This is a genomic window from Stenotrophomonas sp. YJH_SMC_91 (assembly GCF_059368495.1).
In genome coordinates, this window is record NZ_JCAFRT010000013.1 from 98180 (window position 1) to 116562 (window position 18383).

Below are 18383 nucleotides of genomic sequence, written 5' to 3' on the forward strand. Positions count from 1 at the left end.
CCTCCCCACTGGCGGACAGACCGCTGGTGTCACTCGACGCGAAGGAGCTTCCGTCATGCACTACCTCGATAATCTTCTCCTCAACACCGACAGCTACAAGGCCAGCCATTGGCTGCAGTACCCGCCGGGTACCGATGCCACGTTCTTCTACGTCGAATCACGTGGCGGCCTGCACGATCGCACGGTGTTCTTCGGCCTGCAGGCGATCCTCAAGGACGCGCTGGCACGACCGGTCACCCACGCCGACATCGACGACGCTGCTGCGGTATTCGCCGCCCATGGCGAACCGTTCAACGAGGCCGGCTGGCGCGATATCGTCGACCGGCTTGGCGGCCACCTGCCGGTGCGCATCCGCGCCGTTCCCGAGGGCAGCGTGGTGCCCACCCACCAGGCACTGATGACCATCGAGTCGACCGATCCGGCTGCGTTCTGGGTGCCGTCGTATCTGGAAACGCTGCTGCTGCGCGTGTGGTATCCGGTCACCGTGGCCACCATCAGCTGGCACGCACGGCAGACCATCGCCGCGTTCCTGCAGCAGACCAGCGACGACCCGCAGGAGCAGCTGCCGTTCAAGCTGCACGACTTCGGCGCGCGCGGTGTATCGAGCCTGGAATCGGCCGCGTTGGGCGGTGCCGCGCACCTGGTCAACTTCCTCGGCACCGATACCGTGTCGGCGCTGTGCCTGGCACGCGCGCACTACCACGCGCCGATGGCCGGCTATTCGATTCCGGCCGCCGAGCACAGCACCATCACCAGTTGGGGCCGCGAACGCGAGGTGGACGCCTATCGCAACATGCTGCGCCAGTTCGGCAAGCCCGGTTCGATCGTGGCGGTGGTGTCGGACAGCTATGACATCTACCGCGCGATCAGCGAACACTGGGGCACCACCCTGCGCGATGACGTGATCGCGTCGGGCGCCACCCTGGTCATCCGTCCCGACTCGGGTGACCCGGTGGAGGTGGTGGCCGAAAGCCTGCGCCGGCTGGATGAAGCCTTCGGCCACGCGATCAACGGCAAGGGCTATCGCGTGCTCAACCACGTGCGGGTGATCCAGGGCGATGGCATCAATCCGGACACCATCCGCGCGATCCTGCAGCGCATCACCGACGACGGCTACGCCGCCGACAACGTGGCCTTCGGCATGGGCGGTGCGCTGCTGCAGCGGCTGGACCGCGATACGCAGAAGTTCGCGCTGAAGTGCTCGGCCGCACGGGTCGAGGGCGAGTGGATCGACGTCTACAAGGATCCGGTCACCGACGCCGGCAAGGCCAGCAAGCGCGGCCGCATGCGCCTGCTGCGCCACCTGGACGATGGCAGCCTGCATACGGTGCCACTGCCGGCCAACGGCGACGACACCCTGCCGGACGGCTTCGAGGACGCAATGGTGACCGTGTGGGAGAACGGCCATCTTCTGTACGACCAGCGGCTGGACGACATCCGCACGCGGGCGGCCGTGGGGCATTGAAGGTGCATCCCGACCGGGGTCAGAGCCCGCTGCGTGGCAGCGGGATCCGACCCCTTCCTTCCGCTGGGGTCGGATCCCGTTGCAGCGCAGCGGGTTCTGACCCCTGCGCTCTTGACCGGCGCCACCAACAGGTCCACCTTGCACACGCCGAAGGTATCCCTCCCATCGCTGCGGCGCGGGGAGGGATTTAAACGGGAATCCGGTGAAGGCGCCTCGCGCGTCCATTCCGGAGCTGCCCCGCAGCGGTGAATGGAAACGAATCCTGCCAACAGCACTGGGCTCGCACCTGGGAAGCGGCGGGTAGTAGGTGGGCTGCGGCCCGTGTCCATCAGCCCGAATACCGGCCCCGGCCGGGGGACACGACCGTTCCCTGACTCGACCTGGAATCTCCGCGGGGAGGTTGCCGGGGCCGTCGTCGTCCTGCGCGTGCAGGCGGTGTGGCCGCGCGCGTCCTGTTCACGGTATCCGGCCAGACCCGTTCACCCACGCGCTGATGCATGGGCCACCGCCGTTGCCGGCGGTCCATGCGGTACCTGACGATGACCGAGCTCCAACGCCCCACCCTGACCCTGCCCGCCGACGGCAAGCGCCTGCTGCTGCATTCGTGCTGCGCGCCCTGTTCCGGCGAAGTGATGGAGGCGATCACCGCCTCCGGGATCGACTACGCGATCTTCTTCTACAACCCCAACATCCACCCGGTGAAGGAGTACGAGCTGCGCAAGCAGGAGAACATCCGCTTCGCCGAGCAGCACGGCATTCCTTTCATCGACTGCGACTACGACACCGACAACTGGTTCAGCCGTGCACGCGGCATGGAAAACGAGCCCGAGCGCGGCATCCGCTGCACGATGTGCTTCGACATGCGCTTCGAGCGCACTGCGCTGTACGCGCACGAGCACGGCTACGACACCATCAGTTCTTCGCTGGGCATCTCGCGCTGGAAGAACATGGCGCAGATCAACGACTGCGGCATCCGCGCCGCCTCGCGCTATGAAGGCCTGCAGTACTGGGACTACAACTGGCGCAAGGGCGGCGGTGCCAGCCGCATGATCGAGATCAGCAAGCGCGAGCAGTTCTACCAGCAGGAATACTGCGGCTGCGTGTACTCGCTGCGCGATGCCAACCGCCATCGCCGCGAGAATGGCCGCGAGCGGATCAAGATCGGCCTGTTGTACTACGGGCAGGACGCTGGGACGCCGCAGGACGATTGACGTGCAGGCATGGGGCGGCCACGCTGGTCGCCCCTTGAGTTCGTGCTGGATCTGCCATGACCGCCCTGCCCGCCGATGTCGCCCTGCTGGTGATCGACCTGCAGCCGGACTTCATGCCCGGCGGTGCGCTGGCCTGCGACCAGGGCGATGCGCTGGTGGCACCCATTGCCGATCTGCTGGTGCAGCGCCGCTACCGCACCGTGGTGGCAACACAGGACTGGCACCCGGCCGACCATGCCTCGTTCGCCAGCCAGCACCCCGGCCAACGCCCGTTCGAGACCATCCTGCTGCACGCGCAGCCGCAGACCCTGTGGCCGGACCACTGCGTGCAGGGCAGCGCCGGTGCCGCCCTGCACCCGGGCGTGGACTGGACCGTGGCCGACCTGATCCTGCGCAAGGGCACGCGCCAACAGGTGGATTCGTACAGCGCCTTCCGCGAGAACCACGGCCCCGATGGCGAGCGCCCGGCCACCGGCCTGGCCGGCTGGCTGCATGAACGCCGCATCCGCGAAGTGCACGTATGCGGCCTGGCCCGTGACTACTGCGTGCTGTGGAGCGCGCAGGACGCGGTAAAGTCCGGCTTCCGGGTGAAGTTCCTGTGGGAGCTGACCAAGCCGGTGACCGAAGCCAACGACGTGATGGTGCGCGAGGCGCTGGGCAAGGCGGGGATCGCGATCGTCTGAGGCGTGACCGCCGGGCATGGCCCGGCGCTACCGCGCACGCCGCTTATGCCGCTTGCGCGCTCCTGCCCACAACAACACAATCGATTCATCCAGCCCCCTAACTACGCCCCCCCTATAGATCGCGGGACGGCCGAACCGGGGGCTTTTCATTGGATGAAATCAGGATTCGGTAGTGCCGGCCGCTGGCCGGCAACCTCGGGATCTCTGCAGTTGCCGGCCAGCGGCCAGCACTACCGGATAGCACCCGTGGTAGCGCCGGGCCATGCCCGGCGGACGCGGGATGGGCGATTACCGGAATACCACCGTGCGATGCCCATTGAGCAGGATGCGGTGCTCCACATGGCGGCGAACCGCGCGTGCCAGCACCAGCGATTCGGTATCACTTCCCAGCCGCACCAGTTCACGCGGTGCCATCGCATGGTCCACGCGGGCCACGTCCTGTTCGATGATCGGGCCTTCGTCCAGGTCCTCGGTGACGTAGTGCGCGGTGGCGCCGATGATCTTGACCCCACGCGCGTGTGCCTGGTGGTACGGCTGCGCGCCCTTGAAGCTGGGCAGGAAGCTGTGGTGGATGTTGATCGCACGGCCGGCCAGCGCGCGGCACAGCGTGGGTGACAGGATCTGCATGTAGCGCGCCAGCACCACCAGGTCGATGCGCTCGCGCTCGACCAGGTCGATGATCTGCTGCTCCTGCACCGCGCGTGTATCGGCGGTCACCGGCAGGTGGTGGAACGGCACCTGGTAGGACGCCGCCAGCGGCGCAAAGTCGGCGTGGTTGGACGCCACTGCTGCGATGTCCACCTTCAGCTGGCCGCTGTGGGCGCGGAACAGCAGGTCGTTGAGGCAATGCCCCTGTTTGCTGACCAGCACCAGCAGCCGCGCGCGGCGTCGGCCATCGTGCAGCTGCCAGTCCATGCCGAAGCCCTCGGCAAGCGTGGCCATGGCGGCGTGCACGGTCTCCAGCGGCAGGCCGGCATCGCGGTCGAAGTGCACGCGCAGGAAGAAGCGGCCACTCTCCTCATCGCCGAACTGCTGGGCGTCGAGGATGTTGCAGCCGTGGTCGAACAGCAGGCCGGACACGCGGTAGACGATGCCGGTGCGGTCGGGGCAGGACAGGGTAAGAATGGAATCGGGGCGCATCGCCACAGTGTAGGGCAGCGCCCTGCCCAGCGGCCGGATGATCACGGGTGCAACCGGCCTGCTTGGTTCAGTACCAAGCGATACTTGGACCTTCCCGTGGCAAGCTGGTCGGTCATGAACCTGTTGCAACTGATCCGCAGCTTCACCCGCACCGCAGAGACCGGCAGCATTGCCGCCGCGGCCCGCATCCTTGGCATCAGCGCTACCGCGGTCGGCCAGAACATCAACCGGCTGGAGGCCCATCTGGGCGTACGGTTGCTGAACCGGAGTACGCGGCAGCTGGCCCTCAGCGAGGCCGGCGCGCTGTACCTGGCGCAGGTGCGCCACATCGAAGCCGACCTGGCGCGCGCGCAGGCGATGGTCACCGCCGGTGACATCGAACCGGCCGGGCCGCTGCGCATCGCCAGCAGCAGCGCCTTCGGTCGCCACGTGCTTGCCCCCTTGTTGCCTTCACTGCAGCAGCGCTACCCACAACTGCAGCTGGAGCTGCGCCTGACCGACCGCGCCGTGCAGCATGGGCCGGAAGCGGTGGATGCCAGCATCCGCATCGGGGCGCAGCTGGAGGACGGCGTGGTCGCGCGGCAGCTGGCGCGTGTTCCGTTCGTGTTCTGTGCCTCGCCGGCCTACCTGAAGGCGCACGGCATCCCGCAACAGCCTTCCGATCTGGGCGGTCATCGCGGGTTGCTGCACCGCTTCCCCACCGATGGCCGGCCATTGCGCTGGGGCCTGCTGAAGGACGGCCAGCGCGTGGACGCCGCGCTGCCACCGAGCATGGTCTGCGATGACATCGATGCGCTGGCGACGCTGGCGGCGGCCGGTGCCGGCATCACCCGGCTGGCCGCATTCGTGGCCGAGCCGTACCTGCGCGAGGGCCGCCTGCAGGCGGTGTTCGGCGCCGACACCGCGTGGCGCCCGGAACCGATGGAGGTCTACTTCTGCGTCAGCGACCGCCGCGATTTCACCGCCAAGATCCGCGCGCTGTTCGAACACCTTCAGGCCGGCATCGCGCCGGCCTGGCGGGTGTGAGCCTCAGCGCGTCTTGAACACGCCGCGCGCATCGCGCGGCTCGCAGCGCAGGTACTGTGGCGCCGGTTCCACGCTGTCGCGCAATGCGGCAGCGGCATGCCACGGCCAGCGCGGGTCGTAGAGGATGCCGCGCGCCAGGGCCACGGCATCGGCGTGGCGATGGCGCAGGATCGATTCGGCCTGCTCGGGCTCGGTGATCATGCCCACGGCGATGACCGGCATGCGCACCTTGGCCTTGATCGCTGCCGCGAACGGCACCTGGTAGCCCGGACCGACGGTGATCTTCTGGCGTTCGTCCAGGCCACCGCTGGAGACGTGCAGGAAATTGCAGCCGCGCGCGTCCAGCACCTGGGCCAGCGCTTCGCTCTGCACCAGATCCCAGCCGCCATCGACCCAGTCGCTGGCGGAGATGCGCACGCCCACGGCGACCTTGTCCGATACCGCCGCACGCACGGCGTCGAACACTTCCACCAGCAGGCGCAGGCGGTTCGGCAATGAGCCACCGTAGCCATCAGTGCGACGGTTGCTCAGCGGCGACAGGAACTGGTGCAGCAGGTAGCCGTGGGCGGCATGCAGCTCGATCAGCTCGAAGCCGAGGCGCTCGGCACGCACCGCACTGGCGGCGAAGGCGGCGATGACCTCGGCGATGCCGGCGTCGTCCAGTTCCTGCGGTGCCGGATCGGCGGCGTGGAACGGCAGCGGCGACGGCGCCACGGTGGCCCAGCCACGCGCATCGTCGGCCGGCAGCTGGCCACCGCCGTCCCAAGGGCGGTTCACCGAGGCCTTGCGACCGGCATGGCCGAGCTGGATGCCCAGCGGCATCGGCGACCAGCGGCGGACGCTGGCCAGTACCTGTGCCAACGCGGCCTCGGTGCCGTCATCCCAAAGGCCCAGGTCGGCCCAGCTGATGCGGCCACGCGGCTCGACCGCGGTGGCTTCCAGGATCAGCAGGCCGGCGCCGGATTGCGCGAGGTTGCCCAGGTGCATGGCATGCCAGTCGCTGGCGCGGCCGTCTTCGGCGGAGTACTGGCACATCGGCGCGACGACGATGCGGTTGGACAGGGTCAGGGGGCCGAACGAGATCGGCGAAAACAGCTGGCTCAAGACAGTGATGGACGACGTAGGGGATGCGTATTGCACCGCCGCACGGCTCCGGGATCAACCATCTGGATGGATCGCTGTTTCGCGGCGGCGGGTGGCCTGTAGAGTCGACTGACAGTCGACTCTACCCGGCCGATGGTTCGATAACCGACGCCAGCGCCTCAGCACAATCGCGTTCATCCTTGAACTGCAGCAGGTCGTCGGCACGGGTGCGGCCACGGTTCAGCGCCGCCACCGGCAGTCCTGCTTTGGCCGCCGCCTTCACGAAGCGGAAGCCGGAATAGACCATCAGCGACGAGCCCACCACCAGCACGGCGTCGGCCTGCTGCAGGTGCTCGTGCACCGCCTCCACCCGCTCGCGGGGCACGTTTTCGCCGAAAAACACCACGTCCGGCTTCAACACCCCGCCGCAGTGCGGGCACACGGGTACCACGAAGCTGGAGAAATCGGTCTCCAGGTCGGCGTCGCCATCAGGCGCGACGCCGGCCTCCAGCGCATCCCAGCCGGGGTTGGCGTCCAGCAGGCGCTGCTGGAAGTCCTCGCGGCCGCTACGGCGCTCGCAGCCCATGCAGCGCACCAGGTCCAGGCGGCCATGCAGGTCGATCACGTTACGGCTGCCGGCGCGCTGGTGCAGGCCGTCCACGTTCTGGGTCAGCAGCACCTGCAGCTTGCCACGGCTCTCCAGTGCGGCCAGGGCCTGGTGGGTACCGTTGGGCCGGGCCAGGCCGAAGCGCGGCCAGCCCAGCAGGCTGCGCGCCCAGTAGCGCTGGCGGGTAGCGGCCTCGCCCATGAAGGCCTGGTAGGTCACCGGTGGCGTGCGTTTCCACTGGCCGTCGCTGTCGCGGTAATCGGGAATGCCCGAGGCGGTGCTGCAGCCGGCGCCGGTCAGCACGAACAGGCGCTGGGCGCGGTCGATGAAGTCGGTCAGTGGCGGGGTCATGGCTGCCAGATGGGGGCGCTGCGGCGCCCCTGCAAGCGCCGGTCGGTTGGCCGGGTCAGGCCGCCGGCAGCGGCGGCACCGCGATCGGGTGGCCTTCCTCGTCCAGCGCGATCATCACGAAGTGGCCGCGGGTGCACAGCTTGCGCTCGCCGCTGTGCAGGTCTTCGGCGACCAGTTCCACCTCCACCTTCATCGAGCTGCGGCCGACTTCGACGATGCGGCCGATGGTTTCCACCATCTGGCCGATGCGGATCGGCAGCTTGAAGTCGACCTGGTCGCTGCGCGCGGTCACCACGGTACGGCGCGAGTAGCGGGCGGCGGCCAGGAACGCGGCCTTGTCCATCCACGCCAGTGCCTGGCCACCGAACAGGGTGCCAAGGTGGTTGGTGTGGTTGGGGAAGACGATTTCGGCCATGCGCACTTCGATGGGCGGCACGGTCTCGGGGATCGGGGTCATGGGGGAGCTTCGGTGTGGGGTGCTGCGGATTCTAAGCGACCGGCGTGACGGCCATCGGAATGCACGTGCAACGGTCACCCGGCAGCGGTGCCTGCGCAGGCCGCGCCTGCAGCAGGCGTTACACTGCGCCACGCCCACTGCCAGGACCCCCCATGCCCGCCACTTCCGATCTGCTGGCCTTTGCGCTGGTTTCGCTGGCCATGGTGCTCACGCCCGGGCCGAACATGATCTACGTCATCTCGCGCTCGATCTGCCAGGGGCCGATGGCGGGACTGATCTCGCTGGGCGGGGTGGCGCTGGGCTTCGTGTTCTACATGCTGTGCGCGGCACTGGGCATCACCGCCCTGCTGATGACCGTGCCGTTCGCCTACGACGCGCTGCGCATCGGTGGCGCGCTGTACCTGCTGTACCTGGCCTGGCAGGCGCTCAAGCCCGGTGGCCGTTCGCCGTTCGCGGTGCGCGAACTGCCGCAGGACAGCCCGCGCAAGCTGTTCACGATGGGATTCCTGACCAATCTGCTGAACCCGAAAGTGGCGGTGATGTACCTGTCGCTGCTGCCGCAGTTCCTGCACCCGGACAGCGAAGGCAGCGTGCTGATGCAGTCGATCGTGCTGGGCTCCACCCAGATCCTGGTCAGCGTCAGCGTGAACGGCATGATCGCGCTGACCGCCGGCAGCATCGCCGGCTTCCTGGCCGCACGCCCCACCTGGCAGATGGTGCAGCGCTGGCTGATGGGCACGGTGCTGGCCGGACTGGCGGTGCGCATGGCGGTGGAAGGGCGGCGCTGATCGCGGCGTGCCCTCCAGGCGATACGCCCGGCCCCGTAATCAGAACAGTTCAGCGTGGTAGAAGCTCGGTTGTGCCGACCAGGCCTTGATATCGCCACATTGCGGCACGCTGGTGTAGTACAGGCGGATGGGCATGGCGGAGACCTTCGCACTCATCAGCATGGCGTAGGTTGCCTTGCAGACCTCGGGCGGCATGCTGAAGTCGCCTTTGCTGACGATGTTGCAGACCGCGTGGATGGGCGAGACGGTGGTCGCCACGAACACCTTGCCGCTGGCATCGATGGAAACGTTGGTCACCTTGGAATCGCAGTTCGTGCCATGGGCGAGGGGCGGACAGGCGACCAGGACGGCGAACAGTCCTCCCATCCACCCACGAAACACGGTCCTGCGGGTTGCTGTTCCAGGCACTGCAGTCTCCATTGCGACCTCCAGGGTCCATTCAGTTGCGCCACCATGGCAGGACCACGCGCACGGAAACCCGGCGCTGGGATTGTCCACGCGTCATTCCTGCAGTGGCATCCCCTCTTCCTCCCCGGGCCCGGCATGGATGCGAAGCACCGCCACCACTGGCGTCCAGCGAGAATAGCTCATCCTTCTGATGCGCAACGAAAAACCCCGGCATTGGCCGGGGTTCTTCGTTGCGACAGGCCGGGCCGGTTCGATCAGAAGTTCATGTCGAAGGCGACTTCGCCCTGCACGCCGACCTGGTAGGCCGAGACGCGGCGTTCGAAGAAGTTGGTCAGCTCCTGCACGTCCTGCAGTTCCATGAACGGCAGCGGGTTGCGCACGTTGTACTTCTTTTCCATGCCCAGCTTGGCGAAGTGCTGGTCGGCACAGTGCTGCAGGTACTGGCGCATGTCGCGGGTGGAGATGCCGGCCACGCCGCCGGACAGCACGTCCTCGGCGAACTGCACTTCGCATTCGATGGCTTCGGCCAGCATGTCGTAGACCTGCTGCTTCATCTCTTCGTCGAACAGGTCCGGTTCTTCCTCACGCACCACGCGCACCGACTCGAACGCGAACTCCATATGTGCGCTCTCGTCGCGGAACACCCAGTTGGTGCCCGAGGCCAGGCCCGGCAGCAGGCCGCGCGAACGGAAGTAGTACACGTAGGCAAAGGCCGCGAAGAAGAACAGGCCTTCGATGCAGGCGGCGAAGCAGATCTGGTTGAGCAGGAACTGGCGGCGCTGCTCGCGGGTCTCGATGCGGGTCAGGCTCTGGATCGAGTCGATCCACTTGAAGCAGAAATCGGCCTTCTTCTTGATCGAGTCGATGTTCTCCACCGCCGAGAACGCCTTGGCGCGCTCTTCCGGATCCGGCAGGTAGTTGTCGAGCAGGGTCAGGTAGAACTGCACGTGCAGCGCTTCTTCATACAGCTGGCGCGACAGGTACATGCGCGCTTCCGGCGCATTGAGATGCTGGTACAGGTTCAGCACCAGGTTGTTGGACACGATCGAGTCGCCGGTGGCGAAGAACGCGACCAAGCGGTGGATCAGGTGGCGCTCGCCCGGCGACATCTTGCTGTGCAGGTCGGTGATGTCGATCTGGAAGTTGATCTCTTCCACCGTCCAGGTGTTCTTGATCGCGTTCCGGTACATGTCATAGAACTGCGGGTAGCGCATCGGGCGCAGGGTCAGTTCAAAACCGGGATCGAGCAGCATCTGCTTGGGCTTGTCGGCCATGGGTGTTTCCTTGAATTCCTGGGTGAGCCGCCGGGCGTGGCCCGGCCTACCGTGGGTGTTTTTCCGCAGCCGAGCATGGCTCGGCTCTACAGGTGCGAGGTGTTCGAGTGCCGACCAACGGTCGGCACCCACCGCGCGGTGTGTTACTGGCAGGCCTCGCAGGCTTCCGGGTTTTCCAGCGAGCAGGCGATGGCTTCGTCCGGGCTGAATACCTTGGCCGGGGCCGCAGCGCTCACCGTGGTCTTGGCGATCTTGGTGGCCGGGCGCGAACGCAGGTAGTAGGTGGTCTTGATGCCCTGCTTCCAGGCGTACATGTACATGGAGGACATCGCGCCGATGTTCGGGCTTTCCATGAACAGGTTGAGCGAGGCCGACTGGTCGATGAAGGCGCCACGCTCGGCGGCCATGTCGATCAGCGAACGCATCGGCAGTTCCCACGCGGTGCGGTAGACCTCGCGCAGCGTTTCCGGAATCTGCGCCACGCCGGCGATGGAACCTTCGGCCAGCTTGATGGCATCGCGCATTTCCGGCGTCCACAGGCCCAGCTTCTTCAGCTCGTTCACCAGGTAACGGTTGACCTGCAGGAAGTCACCGGACAGGGTTTCGCGCTTGAACAGGTTGGACACCTGCGGCTCGACGCACTCGTAGCAGCCGGCGATCGAGGCGATGGTCGCGGTCGGCGCAATCGCGATCATCAGCGAATTGCGCAGGCCGTGTTCCTTGATGCGGCTGCGCAGGGCGTCCCAGCGTGCGGTGTCTTCCGGCACCACGTTCCAGGCGTCGAACTGCAGTTCACCACTGGCGGCGCGGGTGTCGTTGAACGACGGGTGCTTGCCGCGTTCCTGGGCCAGCTCGCAGGAGGTTTCCAGCGCATGGAAGTAGATCGCTTCGGCAATCTTCTTCGACAGGGCGCGGGCTTCGGCGCTGTCGAACGGCAGGCGCTTGCGGAAGAACACGTCCTGCAGGCCCATGCAGCCCAGGCCGACCGGACGCCAGCGCAGGTTGGCGCGGCGGGCGGTTTCGATCGGGTAGAAGTTCAGGTCGATGACGCGGTCGAGCTGGCGCACGGCCAGGCGCACGGTCTCGGCCAGCTTCTCGAAATCGAACTCGTTGTGCTCGTCGAAGTGGTTGCCCAGGTTGATCGAACCCAGGTTGCACACCGCGGTTTCATCGTTGGAAGTGACTTCCAGGATTTCGGTGCACAGGTTGGACAGGTGGATCACGTTGCCCGGACGCAGGGTCTGGTTGCTGGCGCGGTTGCACTTGTCCTTGAAGGTCATCCAGCCGTTGCCGGTCTCGGCCAGCGTACGCATCATGCGGGCGTACAGCTTGCGGGCGGAGATGGTGCGGTTGGCCTTGCCCTGGGCTTCGGCCTGCAGGTAGGCGGCCTCGAAGGCTTCGCCGAACAGGTCGGTGAACTCCGGCACGACGCGCGGATCGAACAGCGACCATTCCTGGTCGGCTTCGACGCGCTTCATGAACAGGTCCGGCACCCAGTTGGCCAGGTTCAGGTTGTGCGCGCGGCGGGCTTCGTCACCGGTGTTGTCACGCAGCTCGAGGAAGTCCTCGATGTCGGCATGCCAGGTTTCCAGGTACACGCAGGCCGCGCCCTTGCGCTTGCCGCCCTGGTTCACTGCGGCCACGGACGAATCCATGGTCTTCAGCCACGGCACGATGCCGTTGGAGTGGCCGTTGGTCGACTTGATGAGCGAACCACGCGAACGCACGCGGGTGTAGCTGACGCCGATGCCGCCGGAGAACTTCGACAGCTGGGCGATGTCGCCGTACTTGGAGTAGATCGACTCCAGCGAGTCCTGCGGCGAGTCCAGCAGGAAGCACGAGGACAGCTGCTCGTGGGTGGTGCCGGAATTGAACAGGGTCGGGCTGGACGGCAGGTAGTCCAGGTTGCCCATGCGCTTGTACAGCGCCAGGGTCTCGGACACGTCCTCGCTCAGCGCGCTGGCGATGCGCAGGAAGAACTGCTGCGGGGTCTCGATCACCTTGCGGGTGTGCGGGTGGCGCAGCAGGTAACGGTCGTACAGGGTACGCAGGCCGAAGTAATCGAAGTTCAGGTCCAGCGAGATGTCGATGGCATCGTTGAGCTTGCGCGCGTTGGTCTGCACGAAGTTCAGCAGGCGGTCGTTGATCAGGCCGACTTCATGGCCACGGCTGACCGACTGCGAGAAGGCGTAGATTTCCTGGCCCGAGACTTCCTTGGCAATGTAGTTGGCCAGCAGGCGCGCAGCCAGGCGGCCGTACTCGGGCTCTTCACCGATCAGCAGGGCGGCGGTGCGGATGGACAGTTCGTCCAGCTCGCGGGTGGTGGCGCCGTTGTACAGGCCGGAAATGGTGCGGGTGGCCACGCGCATCGGATCGACGGCGTGCAGACCTTCGGAGGAACGCTGCACCGCGCGCACGATCTTGTTCAGGTCCACCAGTTCGGTCGTGCCATTGCGCTTGGTCACACTCATCGCGTTGGCCGTCGGCGGCGACGTCAACAGGAATTCGCTTTCCTTCTCGATGGTGGCGCTGGATTCGGTGGTCACGGCGTGTGTCCTCTTGGCGTGATTGGTGGGTGCTCGATGCATCGGGTGACGCAGCCCGGGACATGACAGCCCAGGATGGCAGGACGGCGTCGCAGCGGATGAGACCCTGCGCCTGCCACTGCCGTTGACGATCGCGGATGGGTACCCGGGCATCCCTGGAATTGGGGTTGCTGCGACCGACGGCCACAAGATAGTGGGGGTGATGGGGCCCGTCAACGCCAAATGTAGTGAAATTCGGCAATCCCTTGCGCCGCAAGGATCGTGCCGCCGGCGTCCGGATCAGACGCTTCAGACCTGCCGGAACGGGCTGCGCAGTCAAGCCCGAAAGGCGTCATTGCGGTGGTACAACGCACCGCGAAAACGGAACAATGACAGCTTCACATGACAGTGATGAAACTGGCTAGGGACAACCCTGTGGATAGGTGGTGGGCAGCCGGTGGGAATCCGGTGGACGCCGGGACCGCCCGCCGGGCAGCGACCCGAGGCTGCATGTGTCGGCCAGGCCGGAGGAGCGGCCGCAGGGAAACGCCGTTGCACCCTTCCCCCGATCATTGCCGGCCAGCGGCCGGCACTACCGGAATCCCAAGGTGGTCGTGCCGGCCGCTGGCCGGCAACGCACGCCCGCAGGCCCCTCACGCCCGGTGCGGGGTACCCAGGTACTCGGCGCTCTGCATTTCGATCAGGCGCGAGGCGGTGCGTTCGAAAGCGCCCTGCAGGCGCTGGCCGGTGTACAGCTCGACCGGCGAGGTGCTGGCGGTGCAGACCAGGTTGACGTGGCGGTCGTACAGCTCGTCGATCAGGTTGACGAAGCGGCGCGCGGCATCTTCGTTCAGGCGGTCGAAGGCGGGAATGCCGCCCAGCAGCACCGTGTTGAACTCGTGCGCGATCTCGATGTAATCCGAGGGCCCGCGCGGGCCTTCGCACAGCGCGGCGAAATCGAACCAGGCAATGCTCTTGCCGCGGCCACGCACCGGGATCTTGCGGCCCTCGATCTCGATGTTGCCGGGCTTGGCCGGCTGGCCGCCGCTCAGCTCGTTCCAGCGCGTGGCCAGCCACTCATCGCTGTCGGCCGCCAGCGGTGCGCGGTATACCGGCGAGCGGGTCAGCGCGCGCATGCGGTAATCCTCGGTACCTTCGGCGTACAGCTCGACGCAGAAGCGCTGCAGCAGGCCAATGGCCGGCAGGAAGCTCTCGCGCTGCAGGCCGTTGAGGTACAGGTTCTCCACTGCGGTGTTGGAGGTGGTGACCAGGGTCACGCCCTCGGCGAACAGGCGCTCCAGCAGCCGCGCCAGCAGCATCGCATCGCCGATGTCGGTGACGAAGAACTCGTCCAGCACCAGCACGCGCAGGTTGCTGCGCCATTCCTGGGCGATCTTCGCCAGCGGGTCGCTCTGGCCCTGGTGCTCGCGCAGGCGCTCGTGGACGCTGCGCATGAAGCGGTGGAAGTGGGTGCGGTACTTCTGCTTGATCGGCAGCCCGTCGTAGAACAGGTCGACCAGGAAGGTCTTGCCGCGGCCGACGCCGCCCCAGAAGTACAGGCCCTTGACCGGCTCGGGCTTCTTCCAGAACGAGGACAGGCGGTCCAGCCAACCGTCCTCGGCACTGTCCAGCAGGCCCAGGTGGATGCGGTCCAGCTCGGCCAGCGCCGCGTGCTGGGCCGGGTCGTTCTGCCAGTCGCCACGGGCAACCCCTTCCGCGTACCGCTGCGACGGGGTCAGTTCCACGTCGCTCATGCCGCCGCGCCCAGCCAGTGCTTGACGCCGTGGGTCAGCGCGCCGCGCAGGTCGATCAGCTTGCGGTGGAAGAAATGGCTGGTCTCGGGCATGCGCACCAGCTCATGCGGGACATCCAGCGAGTCCAGCCACTGGTAGACAGCCTGCGGGTCGACGATCTCGTCCTGCTCGCCCTGGATCACCAGCCAACGGGCCGGCGGGGCGATGCCGTCGAAGTCCCAGCGGCCGGCCGGCGGCGCGATCGAGATCAGCGCTTCCGGCTGCAACTCGGCCGCGGCCTTCAGTGAAACGAACGCGCCGAAGCTGAAACCGGCCAGCCACAGGCGGTCGTCCGGACGCTGGCTGCGCACCCAGGCGGCGACGGCCTTCAGGTCGTCCTGCTCGCCCACGCCATGGTCGAACTCACCGGCCGAACCACCCACGCTGCGGAAGTTGAAGCGCACCGTGGCGATGCCCAGCTCGCGCAGGGTGGTGGCGGTCATGGTGACCACCTTGTTGTGCAGGGTGCCGCCTTCGGTGGACAACGGGTGGCAGATGATGGCCACGATCGGCTGCACCGGCGCATCGGCCTTGGGCAGGTCGACGACCACTTCCAGCGGGCCGGCCGGGCCGTCCAGTTCGAGGCAGGCGGTTTCGCCGGGGGCGACGGGGAACGAGTGCTTGTGCATGGCACCATGATACCGTCCCCCGCCCCTGCCCTGTGCCCGTCCCATGCTCTACCTGTCTTTGGCCGTGATCTGCAGCGTGCTGGTTTCGGTGTTGTTGAAGGTGGCCGGACGCCGCCAGCTGGATGTTTCGCAGATGGTCACCTGGAACTATCTGGTGGCGGCAACGCTCACCGCCTTGGTGCTGCGGCCGCCACTGGATGCGCTGCGCGCGCCGCACGCGCCGTGGCTGTCATTGCTGGCGCTGGCGGCGGTGCTGCCCTCGATTTTCCTGGTACTGGGCCGCGCGGTGGCGGTGGCCGGCATCGTCCGCAGCGACGTGGCGCAGCGGCTGTCGCTGCTGCTGTCATTGGCGGCCGCCTTCCTGTTCTTCGGCCAGACTGCCACGCCGTGGAAGTTGGCTGGGCTCGGTCTGGGCCTGCTGGCGATGATGGCCATCAGCCTGCGCCCGCCGCGCGGACCGGCGGTGGCGTCCTCGCCCGGTGGCTGGGGCTGGCTGCTGGCGGTATGGGCCGGCTTCGCGGTGGTGGACGTGCTGCTCAAGCAGGTGGCGCTGTCCGGCACGCCGTCGATGGCGGCGGTGCTGGCCAGCTTCAGCGTGGCCTTCGTGCTGATGCTGGCGTTGCAGCTGTGGCGGCACGCCAGTGGCCGCAGCCGGTTGGCCTGGCGCAACCTCGGCGCAGGTGCGCTGCTGGGCCTGCTCAATGGCGGCAACATTCTCTTCTATGTGCACGCCCACCAGTCGATGCCGGACAACCCGGCCACCGTGTTCGCCGGCATGAACATCGGCGTGGTGGTGCTGGGCGCGCTGGTGGGCGTGTTCGCCTTCGGCGAGGCGACCACCCGGTGGAACCGCGCCGGCCTGGCGCTGGCGGTGCTGGCGATCGGACTGATCGCCTGGGGGTGAGCGTTGGTTGCGGCGGGCCATTTCCGCGCCCGCGGTGGGATGTCACTTTTCTTTTCGCGCGAAAAGAAAAGTAACCAAAAGAAACGCGCCGCCAGCCGCGAGCCGGTGCTGTGCACCGGTACCCTGCGCTTCTCGATGAACCAGGGGACGGCGCCGAACTCGCTGCGCTCAAACATCGGCGCCTCTTCGCCCCTGATTCACCTGCGATGCTCGGCTCGCTTGAAGACGGACTGGAAGATCAAAAGCAACGGCAGGATCCGTGCCGATCAAGGTCCCTCCCAGAGCAGATCCCCGCCGAACCTTATCTGTCGAAACCCAACAACAGCGGGTCGTGGTCGGAGCTGCGCCACGGGCCCTGCACGTTGCGGTCCTGGTAGCCGCTGGCATCCTGCTCGTCGGCGTTGCTGTGCCACTCGGCGGCACCGCGCAGGCGCTTGGCCATGCCCGGGCTCAACAGCGCGTGGTCGAGGCGGCCGGTATAGCCGTTGTAGACGTAGCTGTAGGGATGCTCGACCTTGGCGACCTTGAACGCGTCCTGCCAGCCCAGGTCATGCAGGGTGCGGATCGGGTCTTCCATCGCGTAGGCATTGAAATCGCCGAGCAGCACCGCGTCCTTTGCACCGGTACCGGTCGGGTCGGTCTGCAGCCAGGCGTGCAGCTGCTGCGCCGAGGTCACGCGGGTGGCGTTCCAGCAGCCCTGGTTGTCGTTGTGGTCGGCGTCGGCACCGGCGGCGTCGCGGCAGCCCTTCGACTTGAAGTGGTTGGCCACCACCACGAACGGCGCGCCCTGCTTGCCCTGGAAGGCCTGCGCCAGCGGCACGCGGCTGTGCTCGACGAACGGGCCACCGGTCAGCGTAGCCGGCTTGCCCACCGGCTGCAGGCGCGCGCTGCGGTAGATGATGCCGACCCGGATCGGGTTGTCGCCGGGGCCGTTGCCGGCATCGACAAAGCGCCAGTCGCCCTGCGCGCCGCGGTCGCGGTTGAGCGCATCGACCAGTTCGGCGATGGCCGACTGCGGACCGTAGCCATCGTTCTCCAGCTCCATCAGCGCGGCGACATCGGCGCCCAGCGCGTTGACCGTGGTGACCAGCTTGGCCACCTGCGCCTTGTGTTCCTCCAGCGTGCGTGCGCCGCGCAGGGTCGGGAAGCCACCGCCCTGGCCGTCGCCGTTGAAGAAGTTCTCCAGGTTGAAGGCCGCCACATGCAGGTTGCCCGGCACGGTCGGCACCGCCGGGCGCTTCAGCTCCGGCAGCTTCAGCGCGCCTTCGACCTGCAGGCGCGGATGGCCCTGCGCGTCCATGCGCACGATGCCCTGCACATCACGCAGCTGCATGCCGGTGCGCAGCACCGGGTTGCCCGGCAGGTAAGCCACGCTGGCCGGGTCGCGGGCATCGCTGCCATCTTCCAGCACCAGGCGGCGGCGCTGGTTGTCGGCCATCACCTGCTCATAGCCGGCAGTGCCCGGCGTGGCCACTTCGGTCGGCTGCCAGAGGCGGCCATCGAAGGCCACGGTGAGCTGGCCGAAGCGCTCCAGGCCGTCGGTACCGGCCAGGGTCAGCGGTGCGGCGATGCGCACGCGCTGGCCATCCAGTGCACGCCAGTCGGCCGGCGCGGCGGTCAGCACCACGGTGGCGCTGCCGCGCGCAGCGGAGGGCGACGTGACCGGTGCGGCCTGCGGCTGGGCAAAGGCGCCGGCCGGCAGCAGCAGGGACAGGGCAATGGCGAGGGAACGGCGGCGCATCGACGGGCGACTCCATGAAAGAGGCGCACAGACTAACCTTGAAATGCGAAACCCCAGCGACGCGCGCGGTTTTGGCCTTGGCCGGCAAAGCCGCCGGCGGCAGACGGAGAACGACCGCGGCGATTGGGGCGACCGGCGGGTAGAGTCGACTGTTAATTGTGATCTCTCGGTAGGTTGTTCATCCGGGGCATCTTTGGAAAATGGTGGTTACCACACCTATCCAGACCCCAAAGAGCCCGGATGAACCACCATAAAAATGCCCGTTTGACGCCGTTTAGTCGAGAACTTCTTGTCCGCC

At 67.1% G+C, this 18383-nt stretch carries 16 protein-coding genes and 1 riboswitch; of the genes, 6 read left to right on the top strand and 10 right to left on the bottom strand.

Annotated elements, in window-relative coordinates:
* Positions 1-55 precede the first annotated feature (55 nt).
* The 3 genes from AC5P5X_RS15820 (at position 56) to pncA (ending at position 3359) form a co-directional block, all read left to right on the top strand.
* A complete protein-coding gene (locus AC5P5X_RS15820) occupies positions 56-1465 on the top strand; it encodes a nicotinate phosphoribosyltransferase (RefSeq protein WP_060380900.1) in 1410 nt (469 codons plus the stop codon).
* Between the two features lie 133 nt (positions 1466-1598).
* Positions 1599-1828: riboswitch (cobalamin riboswitch) on the top strand.
* 161 nt (positions 1829-1989) lie between these two features.
* On the top strand, positions 1990-2676 hold the full coding sequence (locus AC5P5X_RS15825; protein WP_005407678.1) for an epoxyqueuosine reductase QueH: 687 nt from the start codon (positions 1990-1992) through the stop codon (positions 2674-2676).
* 56 nt (positions 2677-2732) lie between these two features.
* Entirely contained in the window at positions 2733-3359 is a 627-nt protein-coding gene (gene pncA, locus AC5P5X_RS15830) for a bifunctional nicotinamidase/pyrazinamidase (RefSeq protein WP_024956219.1), read from the top strand.
* A gap of 288 nt (positions 3360-3647) precedes the next feature.
* Here the strand turns inward: pncA and purU are convergent, their stop codons facing one another.
* On the bottom strand, positions 3648-4499 hold the full coding sequence (purU, locus tag AC5P5X_RS15835; protein ID WP_005411937.1) for a formyltetrahydrofolate deformylase: 852 nt from the start codon (positions 4497-4499) through the stop codon (positions 3648-3650).
* A gap of 114 nt (positions 4500-4613) precedes the next feature.
* On the opposite strand from purU, the gene AC5P5X_RS15840 reads away from it, so the two are divergent.
* Positions 4614-5525: a LysR family transcriptional regulator gene (locus AC5P5X_RS15840; protein ID WP_032966340.1), complete on the top strand. Its 912-nt coding sequence runs from the start codon at positions 4614-4616 to the stop codon at positions 5523-5525.
* Positions 5526-5528: 3 nt separating this feature from the next.
* Here the strand turns inward: AC5P5X_RS15840 and AC5P5X_RS15845 are convergent, their stop codons facing one another.
* The 3 genes from AC5P5X_RS15845 to AC5P5X_RS15855 all read right to left on the bottom strand — a co-directional run bounded on the left by AC5P5X_RS15845 (position 5529) and on the right by AC5P5X_RS15855 (position 8023).
* Entirely contained in the window at positions 5529-6629 is a 1101-nt protein-coding gene (locus tag AC5P5X_RS15845) for an NADH:flavin oxidoreductase/NADH oxidase (protein ID WP_099474165.1), read from the bottom strand.
* 121 nt (positions 6630-6750) lie between these two features.
* Positions 6751-7566 (bottom strand): NAD-dependent protein deacetylase, encoded by an 816-nt coding sequence (locus AC5P5X_RS15850; protein WP_111189199.1) that lies wholly within the window; start codon positions 7564-7566, stop codon positions 6751-6753.
* Between the two features lie 55 nt (positions 7567-7621).
* Complete coding sequence (locus tag AC5P5X_RS15855; protein ID WP_005407672.1) at positions 7622-8023, bottom strand: acyl-CoA thioesterase; 402 nt, start codon at positions 8021-8023, stop codon at positions 7622-7624.
* Between the two features lie 152 nt (positions 8024-8175).
* On the opposite strand from AC5P5X_RS15855, the gene AC5P5X_RS15860 reads away from it, so the two are divergent.
* Entirely contained in the window at positions 8176-8811 is a 636-nt protein-coding gene (locus AC5P5X_RS15860) for a LysE family translocator (RefSeq protein ID WP_005407671.1), read from the top strand.
* Positions 8812-8850: 39 nt separating this feature from the next.
* Here AC5P5X_RS15860 and AC5P5X_RS15865 read toward each other — a convergent pair whose 3' ends face one another.
* From AC5P5X_RS15865 to AC5P5X_RS15885, 5 genes are all read right to left on the bottom strand, one after another.
* Positions 8851-9108 (bottom strand): hypothetical protein, encoded by a 258-nt coding sequence (locus tag AC5P5X_RS15865; protein ID WP_227833029.1) that lies wholly within the window; start codon positions 9106-9108, stop codon positions 8851-8853.
* 365 nt (positions 9109-9473) lie between these two features.
* Positions 9474-10493, bottom strand: coding sequence for a ribonucleotide-diphosphate reductase subunit beta (locus AC5P5X_RS15870; protein ID WP_005407669.1), 1020 nt, complete (start codon positions 10491-10493; stop codon positions 9474-9476).
* Positions 10494-10636: 143 nt separating this feature from the next.
* The gene (locus AC5P5X_RS15875) at positions 10637-13039 is read right to left on the bottom strand and encodes a ribonucleoside-diphosphate reductase subunit alpha (RefSeq protein WP_024956224.1); all 2403 of its coding nucleotides are present in this window, start codon (positions 13037-13039) and stop codon (positions 10637-10639) included.
* Between the two features lie 632 nt (positions 13040-13671).
* Positions 13672-14772 carry a cell division protein ZapE gene (gene zapE / locus AC5P5X_RS15880; RefSeq protein ID WP_044569373.1) on the bottom strand — a complete coding sequence of 367 codons (1101 nt, stop codon included), beginning with the start codon at positions 14770-14772 and terminating at the stop codon, positions 13672-13674.
* Entirely contained in the window at positions 14769-15440 is a 672-nt protein-coding gene (locus AC5P5X_RS15885) for an alpha/beta hydrolase (RefSeq protein ID WP_043035413.1), read from the bottom strand. The genes zapE and AC5P5X_RS15885 overlap by 4 nt, the downstream gene beginning before the upstream one ends.
* Positions 15441-15483: 43 nt before the next feature.
* On the opposite strand from AC5P5X_RS15885, the gene AC5P5X_RS15890 reads away from it, so the two are divergent.
* Positions 15484-16344 carry an EamA family transporter gene (locus tag AC5P5X_RS15890; protein ID WP_012478797.1) on the top strand — a complete coding sequence of 287 codons (861 nt, stop codon included), beginning with the start codon at positions 15484-15486 and terminating at the stop codon, positions 16342-16344.
* Between the two features lie 301 nt (positions 16345-16645).
* Here the strand turns inward: AC5P5X_RS15890 and AC5P5X_RS15895 are convergent, their stop codons facing one another.
* Entirely contained in the window at positions 16646-18085 is a 1440-nt protein-coding gene (locus AC5P5X_RS15895; protein WP_111189198.1) for an ExeM/NucH family extracellular endonuclease, read from the bottom strand.
* Positions 18086-18383 lie beyond the last annotated feature (298 nt).

Coding starts and splice junctions, on each gene's coding strand:
- AC5P5X_RS15895 (WP_111189198.1), bottom strand. CDS start 18,085: ATGCGCCGCCGTTCCCTCGCCATTGCCCTGTCCCTGCTGCTGCCGGCC.
- AC5P5X_RS15840 (WP_032966340.1), top strand. CDS start 4,614: ATGAACCTGTTGCAACTGATCCGCAGCTTCACCCGCACCGCAGAGACC.
- zapE (WP_044569373.1), bottom strand. CDS start 14,772: ATGAGCGACGTGGAACTGACCCCGTCGCAGCGGTACGCGGAAGGGGTT.
- AC5P5X_RS15825 (WP_005407678.1), top strand. CDS start 1,990: ATGCGGTACCTGACGATGACCGAGCTCCAACGCCCCACCCTGACCCTG.
- purU (WP_005411937.1), bottom strand. CDS start 4,499: ATGCGCCCCGATTCCATTCTTACCCTGTCCTGCCCCGACCGCACCGGC.
- AC5P5X_RS15870 (WP_005407669.1), bottom strand. CDS start 10,493: ATGGCCGACAAGCCCAAGCAGATGCTGCTCGATCCCGGTTTTGAACTG.
- AC5P5X_RS15820 (WP_060380900.1), top strand. CDS start 56: ATGCACTACCTCGATAATCTTCTCCTCAACACCGACAGCTACAAGGCC.
- AC5P5X_RS15890 (WP_012478797.1), top strand. CDS start 15,484: ATGCTCTACCTGTCTTTGGCCGTGATCTGCAGCGTGCTGGTTTCGGTG.
- AC5P5X_RS15885 (WP_043035413.1), bottom strand. CDS start 15,440: ATGCACAAGCACTCGTTCCCCGTCGCCCCCGGCGAAACCGCCTGCCTC.
- pncA (WP_024956219.1), top strand. CDS start 2,733: ATGACCGCCCTGCCCGCCGATGTCGCCCTGCTGGTGATCGACCTGCAG.
- AC5P5X_RS15855 (WP_005407672.1), bottom strand. CDS start 8,023: ATGACCCCGATCCCCGAGACCGTGCCGCCCATCGAAGTGCGCATGGCC.
- AC5P5X_RS15850 (WP_111189199.1), bottom strand. CDS start 7,566: ATGACCCCGCCACTGACCGACTTCATCGACCGCGCCCAGCGCCTGTTC.
- AC5P5X_RS15860 (WP_005407671.1), top strand. CDS start 8,176: ATGCCCGCCACTTCCGATCTGCTGGCCTTTGCGCTGGTTTCGCTGGCC.